Annotated in this window: 16 protein-coding genes; 5 read left to right on the top strand and 11 right to left on the bottom strand. The window is 53.5% G+C overall.

From position 1 onward, the window contains the following. Positions 1-751 precede the first annotated feature (751 nt). The 3 genes from argF to argB form a co-directional block, all read right to left on the bottom strand. Positions 752-1,687, bottom strand: a complete 936-nt coding sequence (argF, locus tag Q31b_RS04150; RefSeq protein ID WP_146598349.1) for an ornithine carbamoyltransferase — start codon at positions 1,685-1,687, stop codon at positions 752-754. Then, positions 1,662-2,843, bottom strand: a complete 1,182-nt coding sequence (locus Q31b_RS04145; protein ID WP_197170883.1) for an aminotransferase class III-fold pyridoxal phosphate-dependent enzyme — start codon at positions 2,841-2,843, stop codon at positions 1,662-1,664. Before Q31b_RS04145 ends, argF begins: the two co-directional genes overlap by 26 nt. A gap of 143 nt (positions 2,844-2,986) precedes the next feature. Then, on the bottom strand, positions 2,987-3,850 hold the full coding sequence (gene argB / locus Q31b_RS04140; RefSeq protein ID WP_146598347.1) for an acetylglutamate kinase: 864 nt from the start codon (positions 3,848-3,850) through the stop codon (positions 2,987-2,989). 96 nt (positions 3,851-3,946) lie between these two features. Between argB and proC the strand changes: the two genes are divergently transcribed. The 4 genes from proC (at position 3,947) to purL (ending at position 9,045) form a co-directional block, all read left to right on the top strand. Continuing rightward, the gene (gene proC, locus Q31b_RS04135) at positions 3,947-4,774 is read left to right on the top strand and encodes a pyrroline-5-carboxylate reductase (RefSeq protein WP_146598346.1); all 828 of its coding nucleotides are present in this window, start codon (positions 3,947-3,949) and stop codon (positions 4,772-4,774) included. Positions 4,775-4,840: 66 nt separating this feature from the next. Beyond that, positions 4,841-5,086, top strand: coding sequence for a hypothetical protein (locus Q31b_RS04130; protein ID WP_146598345.1), 246 nt, complete (start codon positions 4,841-4,843; stop codon positions 5,084-5,086). Between the two features lie 153 nt (positions 5,087-5,239). After that, positions 5,240-6,082 carry a prephenate dehydrogenase gene (locus Q31b_RS04125; RefSeq protein WP_146598344.1) on the top strand — a complete coding sequence of 281 codons (843 nt, stop codon included), beginning with the start codon at positions 5,240-5,242 and terminating at the stop codon, positions 6,080-6,082. A 20-nt stretch (positions 6,083-6,102) separates the two neighbouring features. Next, entirely contained in the window at positions 6,103-9,045 is a 2,943-nt protein-coding gene (gene purL / locus Q31b_RS04120) for a phosphoribosylformylglycinamidine synthase subunit PurL (protein ID WP_146598343.1), read from the top strand. A gap of 161 nt (positions 9,046-9,206) precedes the next feature. On the opposite strand, the gene Q31b_RS04115 is transcribed toward purL, so the two are convergent. From Q31b_RS04115 to Q31b_RS04095, 5 genes are all read right to left on the bottom strand, one after another. Next, the gene (locus tag Q31b_RS04115) at positions 9,207-10,163 is read right to left on the bottom strand and encodes a lysylphosphatidylglycerol synthase domain-containing protein (protein ID WP_146598342.1); all 957 of its coding nucleotides are present in this window, start codon (positions 10,161-10,163) and stop codon (positions 9,207-9,209) included. Positions 10,164-10,595: 432 nt separating this feature from the next. Further along, positions 10,596-11,039 (bottom strand): YkgJ family cysteine cluster protein, encoded by a 444-nt coding sequence (locus tag Q31b_RS04110; protein WP_146598341.1) that lies wholly within the window; start codon positions 11,037-11,039, stop codon positions 10,596-10,598. A gap of 2 nt (positions 11,040-11,041) precedes the next feature. Further along, positions 11,042-11,464 carry a carboxypeptidase-like regulatory domain-containing protein gene (locus tag Q31b_RS04105; RefSeq protein ID WP_146598340.1) on the bottom strand — a complete coding sequence of 141 codons (423 nt, stop codon included), beginning with the start codon at positions 11,462-11,464 and terminating at the stop codon, positions 11,042-11,044. Beyond that, a complete protein-coding gene (locus tag Q31b_RS04100; RefSeq protein ID WP_197170879.1) occupies positions 11,461-12,324 on the bottom strand; it encodes a 3-keto-disaccharide hydrolase in 864 nt (287 codons plus the stop codon). The genes Q31b_RS04105 and Q31b_RS04100 overlap by 4 nt, the downstream gene beginning before the upstream one ends. Before the next feature lie 326 nt (positions 12,325-12,650). After that, positions 12,651-13,856 carry an aminotransferase class V-fold PLP-dependent enzyme gene (locus Q31b_RS04095; protein ID WP_231617285.1) on the bottom strand — a complete coding sequence of 402 codons (1,206 nt, stop codon included), beginning with the start codon at positions 13,854-13,856 and terminating at the stop codon, positions 12,651-12,653. 204 nt (positions 13,857-14,060) lie between these two features. Between Q31b_RS04095 and Q31b_RS04090 the strand changes: the two genes are divergently transcribed. Further along, positions 14,061-14,264, top strand: a complete 204-nt coding sequence (locus Q31b_RS04090) for a hypothetical protein (protein WP_146598338.1) — start codon at positions 14,061-14,063, stop codon at positions 14,262-14,264. Positions 14,265-14,495: 231 nt separating this feature from the next. Here Q31b_RS04090 and rimO read toward each other — a convergent pair whose 3' ends face one another. The 3 genes from rimO to rplJ form a co-directional block, all read right to left on the bottom strand. Further along, positions 14,496-15,911 carry a 30S ribosomal protein S12 methylthiotransferase RimO gene (gene rimO, locus Q31b_RS04085; RefSeq protein ID WP_146598337.1) on the bottom strand — a complete coding sequence of 472 codons (1,416 nt, stop codon included), beginning with the start codon at positions 15,909-15,911 and terminating at the stop codon, positions 14,496-14,498. Positions 15,912-16,394: 483 nt separating this feature from the next. Further along, complete coding sequence (rplL, locus tag Q31b_RS04080) at positions 16,395-16,808, bottom strand: 50S ribosomal protein L7/L12 (protein WP_146598336.1); 414 nt, start codon at positions 16,806-16,808, stop codon at positions 16,395-16,397. A 57-nt stretch (positions 16,809-16,865) separates the two neighbouring features. Then, the gene (gene rplJ, locus Q31b_RS04075; RefSeq protein ID WP_146598335.1) at positions 16,866-17,390 is read right to left on the bottom strand and encodes a 50S ribosomal protein L10; all 525 of its coding nucleotides are present in this window, start codon (positions 17,388-17,390) and stop codon (positions 16,866-16,868) included. Positions 17,391-17,463: the final 73 nt, after the last annotated feature.

The following is a 17,463-nucleotide window of genomic DNA, read 5'->3' as shown; positions in this document are numbered from 1 at the left end:
CACCTCCCCCGGCGCAGCCCGGGGGAGGTCGAGCGACGCCCTTAAGGCGTTCGCGAGGGAGGGGGCCGGTGCGGCACTTGCACGAAGCAGATCGCGTACCCCCCCCTCCCGAACGAGGCATACGCCCGTTCGACCTCCCCCAAGCTTCGCTTGAGGGAGGTTGTATGTTGTTAGCCATGTTGGACTTAAAAGCGGTACGATCTCTTCGCTTGGGAGCGGTGGTGAAGTTGTTCAGCTAAACGTAATAGTTGCACGAATTCTAAATAGGGAGAGAGGCAACTGTGGAACAAAACGAATGCTCACGGCGACAGTAACAAAACCGAATTCTGAGCACCCCAGCCAATGTCAATGACTATTCCATTTTGCTTCTAGCGTTGTCGTCCGCCGGCCATCGATTTGCACTATTTGGATCATCACGCAAGCGGCGAAAGAAGTCAATTCGGCGCTGGGTGTCATGCTCGCTTTCACCTTCGATTTCGTCCTATCTCGCCTTGGCATCGGCTCCGCCAACAATTGCGTCAAGTTCAGGAACGAAAGTCCCCTCGACTTCGCGAACAATCTTACGTGCTTCGGCGTCAACTGCGGACTCGAAGTATGCTCCTCGTGCAAACCATCCGGCGGCAAAAGCAAAAACGGCTGTAGCGGCGATTACGGATAACGGAGCTACTTTGTGTTTTGCAATTTCCGATCTCCGATTGTTGCGTTTGTTTGTGTGAATCCCGCTGGGCACGAAGTGAAACGAACCGACATCTTAGCCGACGTTGAGGTCGATCCATTCGCGATTCAATAGCCATACCAACAAACCCTTTTGGGCGTGCATGCGATTGCCGGCTTGGTTGATGACGACGCTTTGCTCCGAATCAATCACGTCGTTGGTAATCTCTTCGCCTCGGACCGCTGGCAAACAGTGTAGCACTCGCGTGTGCGACGGTGCGTCGGCCATTAATGACTTGTTGACTTGATAGGGCGCAAACGCTTCTCGGCGTGCTGCCATCTCGGCCTCCTGGCCCATACTCGTCCAAACGTCGGTGTAGATTGCATCGGCATCGGCAACCGCCTTGTTCGGATCGTTGACCGTTTCGATTTGCGCATTTGGATAACGCTTGGCTACTTGACCGAGCCAATCCGAATCCATTTCGTAGCCCTCCGGACATGCCAATGTGAATCGCATTTCCAGCATTGCGGAAATCAGCGCCAACGACTGGGCCACATTGTTGCCATCACCCACGAAGACCAAGTGCCTTCCCTTGGTCTCACCAAAGGCTTCTTTCATGGTCAGCACGTCGGCCATTGCTTGGCAAGGATGACAAAGATCGGTCAAGCCATTGATGATCGGCATCGCGTTGAACTTCGCGAGAGCTTCAACGTGCTCATGTCGCTTAGCTCGACAGACCACTGCATCGACGAATTGGCCGAGCACTTGAGTAAAATCGGAGGTTGATTCCCGTTTCCCCCAGCCAACTTCTTCACCTAGGAACAAACTTGAACCGCCGAGCTGAGCCATGCCCGTTTCGAAGCTAACCCTTGTTCGCAAACTTGGTTTCTGAAACAGCAAAGCAAGAACACGCCGTTCCAAGATCGGTGGTCGGTCGCCAACTTGTAGACGGTTTTTCAACGAGAGCGATGTGTCGAGAATGCGAACCAAGTCGTGCGGTTCGAGTTCAAACAGAGTCAGTAGATGTTGCATGGCTTTGCTCCATTGTGTTCATGGTTTCAGCAAGTCGATCGAGCAGGGCGTCGCGCTCACTCGGCTCGATTCGTAAAGGTAATTGTAGCATCACCGAAGTTTCACCCGCAGCCACGAACCGCAATTGGTTCTTTGCAGCGGCATCGACGAGCGATTCGGCAGGCAAATCGGTTTCGATTCCAATCGTCATCCCTGATGCGTTGATGTCACGAATGAACTCGTACGGAGCCACCTTTTCGGCAATCGCTACAGCCAAGGCGGCGGCTTCTTCCTTCGTTGAGACGGCCGACAAATGCTCGTTCAATGCTGACAGCGTGGCGGCGGCGACATTGGCTTGCAGCGGATATCGGTTTACACCGTTCAGACGTTCCATTGTAAAACGAGGCGACGCCAATAGCATCCCACCTGGCAACCCCCCGAACAGGCCAGCGGAGAGGGCAACGGCATCGGCAGCAATGTTGGCGATCGATTGGAAAGTTAACAGCCAACCGCTCGCTCCGATGCATAATCTTGATTCGTCGAATAATAGCATCAAATCATACTCGTCACACAATTGGCGAACTTCGAGCAAATAATCCGCATCGATTGGTTTCGCAGCATCCGTGAAATCGATTGGTGACAACATGATTGCGGCTGTGGATTCGTCGATCACTGATTTCAAGCCCGCCACGTCGCCAGGTTCGACATGGTCAAAGCCTGCCATCATCGGGCCAAACTTCGCTTGCAGTTCAGGGCGACCGCTGGCCGATCGACACATCCCCGTACGGCCATGATCGCTTCGAGCCAGCGTGATCGTGCGATAGCGTGAATCGTCCGATTGGGTTCGGGCGATCGTGATCATCGATTCGACCCCTTCGTCGGCAGATGGATATAGCGAAACCGACTCGGGCTGGAAGGCAGACGATTCGCCGCTTGTTTCGAGCAGCGATTGAACGGATTCGAGCAAACGCAGATCTTCACCGTCGATCTCTCGGTGGACGCCTTCGAGCAACGAAAGATCGCATGCATCGCCGAGGTACCCCGACGCCGTTTGACGAATTGCTTCGCTGATTGTTTCGTTGCCAAAGCCAAGCACCGAAGCGCGACCCGCGACGGCGTCGGTGATCCGCGAACCGTCCCGCAAGGTTCGATGTAGACCCTTCGGTAATTCTTGCATGACATACTTTCTGGTTGAGGGCATCTTGAACAGTGGCACAGGCTTCTTAGCCTGTGGTTCTGGCAACCTTCTAGCCTGTGGGTTTCAGGAAAACTTCTAGTTTGTGTCTTTTCCGGCAGCACAGGCAAGAAGCCTGTGCCACGCTATTGGTGGATCTCGGTGCCCACTCCACTCGTGGTATAAATTTCCAAAAGCAAGGAATGGCGTAGACGCCCGTCGATGATATGCACTTTTTTGACACCACGACCGAGTGTCTCTAAGCAGGCTTCGACTTTGGGAATCATTCCTGAATCGATCACGCCCGTCTTGATTAAGTTCCTGGCCTCGTCCGAGGACAGCGAATGGATGATGGTATCGGGATCCTCTTTATCGCGGCGAACCCCATTGACGTCTGACAAAAAGATAAGTTTCTCGGCTCCGAGTGCTTGAGCGACAGCCATCGCCGCGGTATCCGCGTTGACATTGTAGTGCTGGCCATCCTCCCCTTCGCACATCGAGGGCATGACGGGGACCTGGTCCGTGTACGTCAAGCCTTCAATCACATTGCGGTCGACGCGAGTGACTTCGCCGACATAGCCGAGGTCTTCGTCTTCGGGCGTTGGCAATTTCTGGCCAAACAGGACATTGGTGGTGAGGAACGACAAGTTGATCGCTCGGCCACCGAGACGTTCAATTTCTTTGGTGATCGCGATGTTCAAATCGCCCGCCAGTACCTTCTCGACGACTTGGAGGGTTGGTTCGTCGGTGACGCGGCGCCCTCGTTTGAAGTTTGGCTCGATCCCTGATTCTGCCAAAGCACGGTTGATCGCTTTGCCGCCACCGTGTAACAACACGGGACGCATCCCTACTGACTCCATGAAGATGACGTCGAGTAGAATGTGCATGAGCGCTAGTTCGTCGTCCAAAACACTGCCACCGATCTTGATGACCGTTGTCGTGCCTCGGAATTGACGGATCCACCCCATCGCTTCGATGAGGGTATTCGCCTTGGCAATCGCTTCTTCCATGCGAAAATCTCCAGAAATGGGGAACGGAAAAACCGATCAATTTAGAGGCGGTACGCTAGAGGGTCAATTGACATCACGCTACTATCAGGAAAACTAATGCAAGAAAAACCAACCCGTAATCAGTCGTTGTCGACTTTGACACTCATCGGCGGCGGACAAATGGGCCGAGCGCTGATCGGTGGGATGCTCGACAGGGACGTCATCCAGGAAAATGACATTCGAGTCATTGATCCTGGGCAGGCGAGCCAAGCGTGGTGGCAAGAAAACCGGCCTGCGGTTGCCGTTCGCGATACTTTGGAAGCAGCGTCGGTCGACAGCGACATCGTGCTATTTGCCGTCAAACCGTACTTGGTGGCAAAGGTCGCTAAGCAGCCAGCCGGCTTTTGGGACGGCAAATTGGTCGTTTCAATTGCCGCCGGGATTACGCTTGAAAAGCTCTGTGGATTGGTTGGGCATCAAAGAGTTGTACGCGTCATGCCCAATACGCCGAGTCTCGTCGGTGCGGGTGCCGCTGGTTTTTGCGCCGCAAAAGACGTTTTACCCAGCGATAAACAGTGGATCGAGACCGCGCTTGGCAGCGTCGGTTTAGCGGTCGAGATCGAGGATTCGCAAATGGATGCGTTAACGGCGGTGAGTGGCTCCGGCCCGGCGTACGTTTGCTTGATCGTCGAAGCGATGGCAGACGGAGGCGTTTTGGCCGGGCTGCCTCGCGATTTGGCCTTGAAATTAGCAACCCAAACGGTATTGGGCACCGCGAAAATGATCGCGGAAACGGGACGTCACCCGGCCGAGCTGAAAGACGCAGTGGCCAGTCCTGCGGGGACAACCATTGCCGCTTTGCAAGTCCTTGAACAAAATGGACTAAGGGCCGCCTTGATCGATGCCGTCGCTACTGCCGCACGCCGCAGCAAAGAGCTACATTAGGGGCGTGGCGTAGGCTTCCCAGCCTGTGGTCCGTGGCGACTTTTTTACTCTAATCCCGATAAATTGATGGATTCACCTATCGTTAAAGTAGACGACAAATACGTGCCCCTTTACCGCATTGTTTGGGCCAGTGATGTACCACATTTCTGCGGTGAGCCCGATTGCATGCACGAAGGCGATTATGAAATCCGGCTCGATGTTGACGATTCCTTGTGGACCAACGCGATCGAACGCGACGAAGTCGTCCAAGCCTTGACCCGCTGGTGCAGCGATCCTCGCGGCGAGGAACGCGGCGAAGAGCCTGGGTGGTAGGGTATCGTTGCCGCCCAACCTTGAGGCGATTTGCTGTGCCGCTTGAATCGGCTAAAGCCTGGACTCTCACCACGTTTCCTAAAAGCGGTACAAAGGCTACACTCTCGCTCTATAAACAACCGATTTCCATTTTCCTTGACGACTAATTCCGCCATGCAAGTTTGGCCATCTCGAATCGCGATCGTGGGCGTCGGTCTGCTGGGGGCGAGCGTGGCAAAATCGATTCGCCGTCGTGTTGCAGACATGCATGTCGTTGGCGTCGTTCGCAACCCCGAAAAACGGCATTGGCTGGTCGATTCCGGCATTCTCGACTCGGCCACCGATTCGCTCTCGGAAGGTTGCCGCGATGCCGATGTGGTCGTCGTAGCGACCCCGGTCGACCGCATTGCTGACTTCGTTCAGGGTGCAGCCGCCGACTCGCCCCCCGAGTGCTTGATTACCGATGTCGGCAGTACCAAGCAGGGGATTGTCGATGCGGTCATCAATAATGCTTTGGCAACCGGTAAGTTTGTCGCCGCCCACCCGGTCGCGGGCAGCGAAAAAACGGGGGCCGATCATGCCATCGAGACACTGTTTGATGGCAAGGTCACCATTCTGACACCGAGCGAAAAAACTCCAGCTGAATTTGTCAAAAAAGCCGAAACGTTCTGGCAGCTCACCGGTAGCCGCACCTCGCTGCTTCGACCTGACGAACATGACCTCGTCATGGCGGCAGTCAGTCATGTGCCCCACTTGGCTTCGTCTGCGGTTGCGAGGTTGGTGAATCAGGATTCAGCCGACTTCATCGGCAGCGGTTGGTGCGACATCACACGTGTTGCTGCGGGTGACCCCGGTATGTGGTTGGCCATTTGCAAAGAGAATCGCTCGGCGATCGAACAACAGCTTGCGAAATTGGTGGACTCAATCAACGATTGCAGACGAATGCTGATTGAAAATGATGACGCAGCGCTCCTGCGTTGGCTCGATGAAGCAAAAACGATTCGCGATAACATTTAACTCTTCTAGGAATGACAACGATGCCCCTCTGGCAAATTGATATATACCCCGCTGACGGACAACTCGATCGCGAAGCGTTGCGAACGCAAGAAGAGATTCACGAGCTTGGTTTACACGATACGTTGAAGATCGACTTCGCACGTGGTTTTCTGGTGCAAGGCGATCTTGATTACGAACAAGCGGTCGAATTGGCGACAAGCTTGTTGGCCGATGATGTGACCGAGCGGTCGGTCGTCGCAATCGCTGGCGAAGACACGCTTTGTGAACCACCTGGCGAAAACATGACGCTTGTCAATGTCCTGCCAAAGCCAGGCGTGATGGACCCGGTTGCCGAGAGTACGATTGCGGCTGCAAAGGATATCGGCTTCAACGTTCATGCCGTCCGAACCCTGCGAAAGTACTGGCTCAGCGATGTCGACGAACCGGTACTCGATTCCATTTGTCGCCGCGCATTGTCAAACGACTCGATCGAGCAAGTCGTCGTCGGCCCCCTCGAAATGGACCAATTGGATGTTGGTCAAACGCACGATTTCGATCTCATTACCGTTCCCATTCGAGAGCTCATGGGTGACGAGCTTGAGCGGCTTTCGCGTGAAGGGCAACTCTACCTAACGCTAGTCGAAATGGAAACGATTCGCGATCACTTTGTTTCGATCGGTCGCGATCCCACCGACATCGAACTTGAGACGATTGCCCAGACCTGGTCCGAACATTGTAGCCACAAAACGTTGGCTGGCCGCATTCACTACCGAGGCCCTGGTACCGACGGCACACCGGAAGCGGACGAGCGGCAATACGACAACATGCTAAAGGAAACGATCTTTGCCGCAACGCAAACGATCCGTAAAACGCTCGGCGGCGATGATTGGTGCGTCAGTGTTTTTAAAGATAACGCGGGTGTGGTCACCTTCGACGAGGACTACCATGTTTGCTTCAAAGTCGAAACGCATAATCATCCGTCTGCACTGGAGCCTTACGGCGGAGCGAACACGGGTCTCGGTGGCGTGATTCGTGACCCGATGGGAACAGGAATGGGGGCCAAGCCCGTTTGCAACACGGATGTGTTTTGCTTCGCACCACCCGATACCGATCCCACCACGCTACCACCCGGAGTTCTGCATCCTCGTCGCGTGATGAAGGGAGTCGTGTCGGGTGTTCGTGATTACGGAAACCGAATGGGGATTCCAACGGTAAACGGAGCGGTCTATTTCGATCCTCGCTATCTCGGCAACCCCCTGGTCTACTGCGGCAACGTCGGAATGATTCCGGTCGGCATGGAAGAGAAAGAGGTAATGCCAAACGATTTGATTGTCACGATTGGCGGACGAACGGGCCGGGATGGAATTCATGGTGCAACGTTTAGTAGCGCCGAATTAACGAGCGAATCCGAATCGCTGTCTGGCGGTGCCGTGCAGATCGGCAACGCGATCACCGAGAAGATGGTGCTCGACGTTCTCATCCAAGCTCGCGACCGAGGATTGTTTACGGCGGTTACGGATTGTGGAGCAGGCGGTTTTTCGAGTGCGGTTGGCGAGATGGGTGAAAAGATTGGTGCCGAAGTTTGGCTCGATAAGGCACCGCTGAAGTACGAAGGTTTGTCCTATACCGAAATTTGGATCTCCGAAGCTCAAGAGCGAATGGTCTTTTCAGTGCCACCCGAATCGTGGGATGAACTGCGTCAGCTATGCGAAAGCGAAGGAGTGGAAGCGGCGGTTTTAGGTCGCTTTACACCAACCGGACGTTTGCAATTAACCTACCATGGCAACGTCGTTGGCGATTTGTCGATGGAGTTCATGCATGACGGCCGTCCGCCCATCATCCGCGATGCGGTCTATCATCCGGCCGCGACCGAGCCAGTGACTTTGCCGGATTTGGATGCGCAAGGCCACGGCGAGGTGCTGCTAAAGATCATGGCCGAGTGGAACGTTGCGAGCAAGCATTGGATCATCCGCCAATACGATCATGAGGTCCAAGGCGGCAGCGTCGTCAAACCGCTCGTCGGCCCTCTTTGTGACGGCCCGAGCGATGCAGCCGTTGTGAAGCCAAGGCACGAAAGTCGCCGTGGATTGGTCATGTCATGCGGTATGAATCCGCACTACGGCGATTTCGATACTTACCATATGGCAACGTCGGCGATCGATGAAGCGATGCGAAACGCGGTTGCCGTCGGTGCCGATCCTCGCAAGATCGCGATTCTCGATAATTTCTGCTGGGGCTACACCGACCGCAGCGAAACACTCGGTTCACTCGTCCGCGCTGCCATCGCTTGCCAAGACATGGCGACCGTTTTAGGGACACCATTCGTCAGCGGGAAAGATAGTTTGAATAACGAATTTAGCTTCAACGATGCCGATGGAAACCGTCAAACGATTGCCATTCCGCCCAGTTTGCTGATCAGCGCCATGGGGCAAATGGAGGACGTTTCGACGGCCGTTACGATGGACGCCAAGGCGGCAGGAAATATTGTGTTCTTAGTGGGCGAAACGAAGTCGGAACTAGGCGGTTCGCACCTATTGATGACACTCGGTATTCGTGGCGGCCAAGTTCCCACCGTCGATCAACCGCTAGCGAAGAAAACGTTTGAGACGATGCACGATGTGATCAAACAACGACTCGTCCGATCGTGTCACGATCTAAGTGAAGGCGGCTTAGCGGTCGCTGCGACCGAGATGGCCATGGCGGGCGGTTTGGGAATGAACTTGAATATTGAGACGCTGATTCAAACGGGATTGTCGGCGACCGAAGCGCTGTTTAGCGAATCGAATACCCGATTCCTCTGCGAAGTCCCCGCCGAGTTTGCGGAGAAGTTTGAAACGGCCTTTGCCGACGCCTCCGTCCACGTCGCTCGCTTGGGCACCATCGACCAATCCGAGCGGTTAGTCGTTCAATCGGAAGGACAGGCCATCCTCGATGCTGATTTAGCCGAAGCCAAGCAAGCATGGCTGACGCCACTGAATTGGTAAGCAAGCTCAAGGTAGCGGTCGTCAAGACTTTCGACCGTTCTATGAACCGCCTCCGACCTGAAAACAATGCGACTACTTCAGCAGCTTCAAACGGAGCGAGGGAGCATTTGAAAACGGCACGACCTCCGAAGTTTGTGGGGGGTGAAGGTGGCAAAGCCGCCCTAAGGTTCCTTCTTCGCTTCGCGGGCTTCGACAGCACCACCGTAGATTTCGTGGGCAACCAACGCGATCATGCCAATCAGCAGCGGCAAAACGTAATAAAGAATGCGAAAGATCAAGACGGACGCCAGCACGGAATCGCCGACGGTCCCCTTGAGTAGCTTGACGAGGATCACCTCCAAGACCCCCAATCCGCCGGGGACCTGCGTCAACAAAGAGACCGCAATGGCGCACAAGTAGGCTGCCAAGACCTGGGCAAACGGAACGTTCGCATCCACCGGTAACACCAAGTAAAGTGCGGTTGCCGAAATCAGCAGATCGACTGCCGCGACCGAAGTTTGCACTGACATCAAACCAAGTTCAGGGGGCCGAAGATGAAGTTCACCAATCGGCCAAGGTTTTCGCCACAATCCGCAAACGGCCGCATAACCAAACGCCAACATTAGCAACACAACGCCTAACGTCCTCGTGCCCAAAGGCAACTTCTCAGCCAATTCGACGGGCAATTCGATCGGAACAAACGCTAGCACGGTGCCGCCCAAAATCCATAAACCGCTCCAAAACGTCAGCCCACAAATCGAAATCAATACCACGATTTGTCGCGGTGTCAGCCCCCAACGGGTGTAGAAGCGAAACCGGATCGGAGCACCCGCCATAAAGGTCCCTAGATTATTGCCTAGCGTAAAACCAAGAAACGACACCAACGCGACTCGCCTGAGCGGCAACGAACGACACACGTAACGAAGTGCCAACAAGTCATAGGTGATCAACAACCCGTAATTGAGGGCAATCAGAAAAGCGGCAATTGCTAAATAAACCGCGGGCACACCCGTGAAGCCGGAAACAAATTGATCCCAAGTAACCTCTTGTGCCTCCCGCCACAACAACTTCATCGCCAAAGCGAATAGTACCACTGCCAAAGTGGGGCCGGCGATTCTGCGGAGTTTCGACTTTGACAAGGTGGATTTAGCGGGTCAGTATGGTTACGGAGGAAGGAGCGAGAAAGTCTGCCTTGGTAGTGGATCTTGTTAAAGATCCAGGTGGAAGAGGATCTTTCTCAAGGCCAATTGTCCCGTCTTCGCATCGTTCGGCAAGCCCCTGACGTTTAGCATAATCCTCGTTAAATTCATTAGGGTGCAGCGAAGACTCGGCACCCAACGAGCAACCATGATCAACAGCGGCAAACGGATGCGACTCCAGCGATCGAGACGCTTGCTTTTGCTTGCAACCCTCGTGTTTGCTGGTGGTAGCATCTGTGTTGCCTCGGCGGGGCCAAAGGTTGATGATGGACGGATGTGGATTGTCGTTTTAAGTGCCTTTGCTGGACTCTTACTTGTCCCAGCCCACGCCAGCATTGCGACGCCGAACCAATCTCTCCAACGGTTCCAAAATCACACGGATTTCTTTTTCCTTTGGATCTCAATTTCCTCGAACGAAATCAATTTGCCTGTTCCTGATCCCGGGCACACCTTGCAGGTCTCTTTCCACTCCTGCTTAGTCGCTAGGTTGCTATCCCAAAACGGCCACGTTCGACATTGAGTGGGGCGAGCGTCATAGACACTGCATTTTCGGGTATCGGGATCGAGCAGAATGCAATCGCCATCAGGGTACTCTTTCAGGCTTTTGTTGCGGCCAACTTGGCGGACAAACCGATACTCAAACGAATCGATGTCGAGATCCATCGAATCGGCCATCGCATCGATCTCGTCTTCCTCGACCCAAACGAAACCAGGTGCTCCGCTGCAACAATCGCCGCACTGAGTGCATTCGAATCGCAGTCCGTCTTGGTACCACTTGTCCGTTTCCTTCTTCGCTTTCGAATGTTTCTTTGCCAACTCTATTTCCTTAATTTGATGATACCGACATCGACAGGGGACCCTCCATCGATCGTCCACTCAATGGTGGAATCGTCTGCAGAAGCGTAGCGACCGTCCAGTCGATCCCCCACTTGCGTTCGGGACATGAGGTCAAATTGCCCCCATGCAAACGTCGCCTTGTAGACGCCCGGTGGTACCCCGTCATTCAGTTCGTAAGTGGAGATTTGAAAGCTGCCGTCATCGAGTGTCGTTGCCGATGACACCGCACCGCTGCCGGACAGGGGATGCACCGTTACCGTGACCCCGCTTGCCGGTTCATCGTCGACATGGACAACCCCCGAAACAGGAACAAGTGTTTTGTCAGAGCTTGCACCTGAGCATCCGAGACAGAAGCTGCTCAGAATGGCAAGCCAAATCAGGACAAACGATTTGAATAAGCTCATTCAGCGACCGTACTGTCAGCAGCCGAATCAACTTCGTCGAGAATCATGATTTCGACTTTGCGAAAGTCAATGGGATGGCTTTCGGATTGCAGCGAGATGGAGCCACCATGAAGCATCAAGTCTTTCGGAGTTTGCGGATCGTTTTTCAAGTGTTCGAACATCGGATCGCTGGGATCGAGTTGAGGCTGAGTGTACTCGAGAACGGTCTCACCATCGATGAGGTGTTTAATCAAACGGTTTCCATGAACTTCGATTTCAACCGTCACCCATTGCTCGCCATGGTAGGTTTTTGAAGTCGAATTAAATATATGGGGTTTATAAAGCTTCCCATCTTTGACAACGTTGGTTCCAGGAGTGCAAAGGTTCGCGGTCGTTCGATCATCGGTTCCGTTGCCGCCAAGCAGCTGGACTTCGATCGAAACAGGAAAACGTTGATCGATCTCCATCTTTTCAGGTGCTTCGCCATGAATCATTACCCCGCTGTTGCGAGTCGCCCAGCCTGGGCCATCTTTGCATTGGTCTCCGACAAACCGATATTCGACTCGAAACCGATAGTTCGAAAAGGGTTTTTCATAAAAGAGATGCCCGAACTTTTGGTCGAACGCTTCGTAGCCGTCATAGCGAACTTTTAGCAGCCCATCTTCGACGCGGAAAGTATTCGCATGATTCTCGCCAAGTTTGAAAAAGCGAATTTTCGGAATCCAACCGCTGAGGTCTTTGCCATTGAATAACGATATCCACTCTCCAGTCGGCTGCGATGCGGCAACAGATTGGCTTCGGTCAGGCGATTGAGCAAACGCCGTCAACCCAAACACGATGAGGCCGACGGGCAATATAGCGAAGCGAAGAAGGGTGTTCATTGGTTTTGATTGCATGGCAGGGAGAGCGAAAGAACGGAGGAGCGTTGATTCTACTATGAGAACGCCCGCATAACAAATAGTCTCCTGTTGGCCGTTTGGCCGTTAGCGGCCTGCTGATTTAATCGTTTAACGCTTAGCCGAAGGCGTCAGCTTTTCCATAAGCGGTCGCCTACGGCTTGGCGTTAAACGATAAGTCGAGTCAAACCGATTAAATCAGCAGGCCGTTAGCCAAGATTCTTCGGCAAGCGGCAGATGACAATTTCTCGTTGGGGAAATCGATTCAGCCTCCCCCCAATCTTCTGCAATGAACCTATCACACTTTTCCGCTACCTAGGCAGGCATGCCTTGACCAGATCGACGAGACGGTTCATATCGTCTCGGTTATTGTACGCATGGACGCTTGCCCTCACTCCCGTGCCTCGGCAACTCAGGACCACGTTTCGCTCGAGACCGCGACTGCGAATCGTGGTCGGCTCGACCCCCGCCAAGCTGAAATTCAATATACCGCTTCGGTTGGATCGTTGATCGGCAATCGATGTGGTCACTCCCAACGCCTTTAGCATTTGGTCTAACTCATCGGTAAGCGAAACGACACGCTTTTCGATTGCGTCACGTCCGTGATGCTTTTGGACTAGCAAGAAGATCTGCATGCTTGCCGAAAGCGCGGCGAGCCCGACCATGTTGGCAGACCCGGATTCGTAGCGTGCGGCTTCGTCTTTCAAGTCCATCGTAGGGGCGGAAAAATCGCACGAATTCCGAACGCTTCCCCATCCAATATTGCGAAGGCGAAGCTTCGGCAAATGCTCCGTGCGAATCATCGCGACGCCTGCGCCCTCGGGGCCGAGCAGCCACTTATGGCCATCAGCCGCGAGGAAATCGACGGGCGTTTTTGCTAAATCGAGCGGGTAGACTCCTAATCCTTGAATTGCATCGAGGAACACCAATACACCGCGATTGTGGGCTGCACGAACCAACTCGTCGATATCCAATCGGTAACCGGTCGCATAACCCACCCAGCTCGCGGCCACCATCTTTGTTGATTCATCCATCGCCTCGACCAAGTCGGCAATCCGCACTTCCCCCGCTTCGCCACTGGGCAATTTTCGCCGCGGAACGATGCGAAGTTCAACCCCTTTTGCTTCTTGGTTTTTCCAGGGGAACAGGTTGCTGGGGAATTCGCCTTCGGGGATGACCACGTTGTCTCCCGGTTTCCAATCCCAACCCTCGGCGACATAGTTGATACCGGTCGACGTATTGGGGATCAAACAGACCGCATCTTCGTGACAATTCATTAAAGATGCGGTATTTTTTCGCAGCCCCTCATTTGCTGCAGCCCACTCGGGCCACACGGTATCGCCAAGCGTCGACGCTTGCCGAGCGTAGTTTTCGATTGCCAAAACCGCTGGAAAACTCAACGCTCCGACCGCACCATGGTCGAAATAGGCGAACGATTCGGTGATCGGCATCAGTCCTCGCCACCACTGCCAAGGATCGTTTTCAACACCATTTTGCCAATTTTTGATATTTTCCATAAGCTCGTTTTGCTCTTGCGACTCAATCCGAATAGACTATTGCTTCGTCCCGACCCCTACAACCGGAATTTGTTACGAAAAGTTGTCAAAAGCTATCACGGCTGGGTCTGGGGAACGAGACGCCTAGCAACTATACTCTCAAGTTCTTCACGTTAGATTTACACCGTTGACTTTCACTTCTTATTCTAAAACGCGAGGTTTTCGATGCCCAAGGCTCTCTGTTTGACCAGCCTTGTTGCGTCGATTTTGGTCCTAGTCCTGTTTTTAGCCGATGCCGCGATGGGCATTTTGGGGATGCAGGACTTCGCTCCACTTGGCGCTGCCAGTCTACTGATGGACATTACCTTCGCAATCGTAGGTGGGATCATGGTCTATATGAGCTGGAAGACTTATCGCGAACAACGCTAGCCCGCCGTCGCCATCAAGATTGCCCTGTGCGGCTCATAACGCATCTTCCACACGACCTGTCGTGACGCCACCGCTGTATAGCGATCGGGACTTCCTACATCGACCACAACCGCTCTCTGGTCAAGAAAGGATAGGGAGCTTCGTCGAAATCATGCTTTTTTTTCCGCAAGGTGTCTTCGCCATGGGCGTGGCGTCAGCCGTCAGACCACGCCGCCAACCCTGGGAACGGAACTATAGCGCCACGGCAACCAAGTCATACCCTTCGGCAGCAACGATTTCCGACTTCAACATATCGCCAACTTTGATCGATTGCTCTTCATCCGATGCGGTCACGTAGACAATACCATCGATATCGGGAGCCTCGGCTCGGGTGCGTCCGATCCATACACCTGGCTCATCCGGCAACGGCGAATCGATGATCACATCTTCTATTGTCCCCACACGGCTTTGGTTCCACTCAAAGGCAATCCCTTGTTGCAAGGCCATTAATTCACCTTGCCGGCGATCGGCAACCTCCTTGGGGACGCGATCGGGTAACTTCGCCGCCGGGGTGTCCTCTTCAATCGAATAAGTAAAGACGCCCAAGTGTTCAAACCGCTGTTGCTCAGCAAAGTCCATCAGTTCGGCAAAATCCTCTTCCGTTTCTCCAGGGAAACCGGCAATCATGGTCGTTCGCATGACAGCGTTCTTGATCCGCGATCGGAATTGACCAAGGATATCCTCCTGTAACGAACGAGTCGTCTTGCGGGCCATCCGCTTGAGCATCTTATCGCTGGCGTGCTGCAGTGGCATGTCGATATAGGGCAATATCCGCTCGGCGCCTGCCAAGGTGTCGACCAAGGCATCGTCGATATACATCGGATAAAAGTACATCAAACGAATCCAACCCACCGAATCGATCTTATCGAGTTCGGTAAGCAACTGCGTCAAGCGAGGTTCGCCATAGAGATCTTTTCCATAATAGGTCGTGTCTTGAGCAACGACGACAATCTCTTTCACACCACTGTCGCCTAGCCGCTTTGCTTCGTCGATGACCTGCTCGATCGGTTTGCTGTAGTGCTTGCCTCGCATCTTGGGGATCGCACAAAAGGTGCACAACCGATCGCAGCCCTCACTGATTTTTAAGTAAGCAAAGTGTCGAGGCGTAACGGCACTGCGGACGGCATCACTGAGCGGCTTGATCGGGGCGGGGCGGAACACTTTCTGCTGTTCTTCGATACCCGATTGCAATCGATCGATGACCGAGACGATCTCGTTGCGTCCAAACACGCCGATCATTGCGTCGATTTCGGGACGGGCTTCAAGTAGCTTGCCCTGCTGGCGCTCGGCCAAACATCCAGTGACAATCACGTTGCGAATCTTGCCCTGACGCTTAAGGTCCAACATCTCGTCGATCGCCCCAAGCGATTCCTCGCGAGCCGAATCAATGAACCCGCAAGTATTGATGACGACAAAGTCAGCATCGTCGACTGAACCGACCATGTTGTAGCCATCCTCGTCAAGTCGTCCAAGCATTTGCTCGGTATCGACCAGGTTTTTTGGGCATCCAAGGCTAATGACGGCGTACCGGCCTCGAGCGTTCGGATCATTACCAATCGAATGCGAAGGCGAACGGGTCGGAGTGTCCGAGATAATGGGAAGCTGCATAAGGTTGGGTGATGCTGTGAGAAAAGAGGATTCGTGAAACAGGAAAAAATGCGAAATAAACGAGTGACTTGTACTCAGATTTAAGCGGACAAAGCGAATTGCAGCTAGTGTTAAAGGAGCATTTTCATTGGTTTACCTCTCCCGGCGAAGAGGTCGTGCGGCAATGAAGTGTTTGTTTCACAAGTGTTTATGCTAGTTATACCTCTCCCGGCACAGCCGGGGGAGGTCAAGGGACGCCCTTCAGGCGTTCGCGAGGGAGGTTGTATGTTGTTAGCCATGTTGCACTGAAAAGCGGCACGACCTCTGCGTTTGGGAGAGGTTGTTAAGTTATTGACTTAGCAGGAGTTAAAAAGCCGCATGCCGCCGGGCGTGAGGCGACTCGACGTTTCGTCGCTACAAACCTATCCTGCGCCCACAAAAAAACCTTGCTACAACGGTAGCAAGGTTTTTTCGATTGATATATCAATAAGCTTGAAAGCGGAACTACTTGAGTTCTACCGAACCGCCGGCTTCTTCGACTTCGGCCTTGACCTTTTCGGCATCTTCTTTGGAAACGCCTTCCTTCAAGGTAGCTGGGCAGCTTTCGACCATCTTCTTGGCTTCCATCAGTGAAGCACCGGTCAAATTCTTGACGACCTTGACGACGTTCAGCTTCTTGTCGCCGAAGCCAGTCAAAACGACATCGAATTCGGTTTGCTCTTCGACTGCTGCTGCGCCACCATCACCACCAGCAGCAGCGACCATCACGCCCCCGCCTGCGGCAGGCTCGATGCCGTGCACGTCCTTCAAGTAATCGCTAAGCTCTTTGGCTTGCTTTAGGGTCATTTCGGCGATCTTATCGCCCATTTCTTTCGCTTCGGCGCTAAATTCTGCGACTGCAGTGCCTTCTTCGGACATTTCTAATACCTCAAAAACAGTTGGTGATTTGTTACGGAACGACTAACAAAAGAGCAACTACTCGTCGCCTTCTGAAATTTTCTTAATTTGACTGTTAAGCTTCTTACCAGGCCCAAGTAGTGCAGCCGACAAGTTGGCTCCCGGTGCCAGGATTTGACCCACAAGCATCGAGATTTGCTCTTCACGGCTTGGCCACTTGCTGACTTCCTTCAACTTGTCAGCGTCTAGCCGTTCGCCATCCATGACACCGCCAGCGGCGATGAATTTTTCATACTTCTCACTGTCCTTGTCAAGTCGAACCAACTCTTTGACGAGGGAAACAAAGTCACTTGCTCCCCAGCAAACAGCCGTTTGACCCGATGACCCTTCGAAAGCCGGATGCAGTGAAGATCCTTCAGTTGCTCGACGTGCGAGCGAATTTTTGACAATCATCATGCGAATGTTCTTCGCATCAAGCTCGCCACGAAGTTCGTTGGTGGTGTTGGCATCCATCCCGACATAACTGACAACCACAGCGTCTTCGACACCGTCGAGTTGACGTTTGATATCGCGAGTTACCAACTCTTTTACAAATTTACTCATCGTTTTGGTTCACTTTGGTGCGGTCGATTGCGATTGTGAGCATTCTAACTTGTAGACATGCGGTGAAAACAAA

The sequence above is a fragment of the Novipirellula aureliae genome (genome assembly GCF_007860185.1).
GTDB lineage: Bacteria > Planctomycetota > Planctomycetia > Pirellulales > Pirellulaceae > Novipirellula_A > Novipirellula_A aureliae.
The sequence above is the reverse complement of the archived record's forward strand: the minus strand, read 5'-3'. Positions and strand labels throughout refer to the sequence as shown.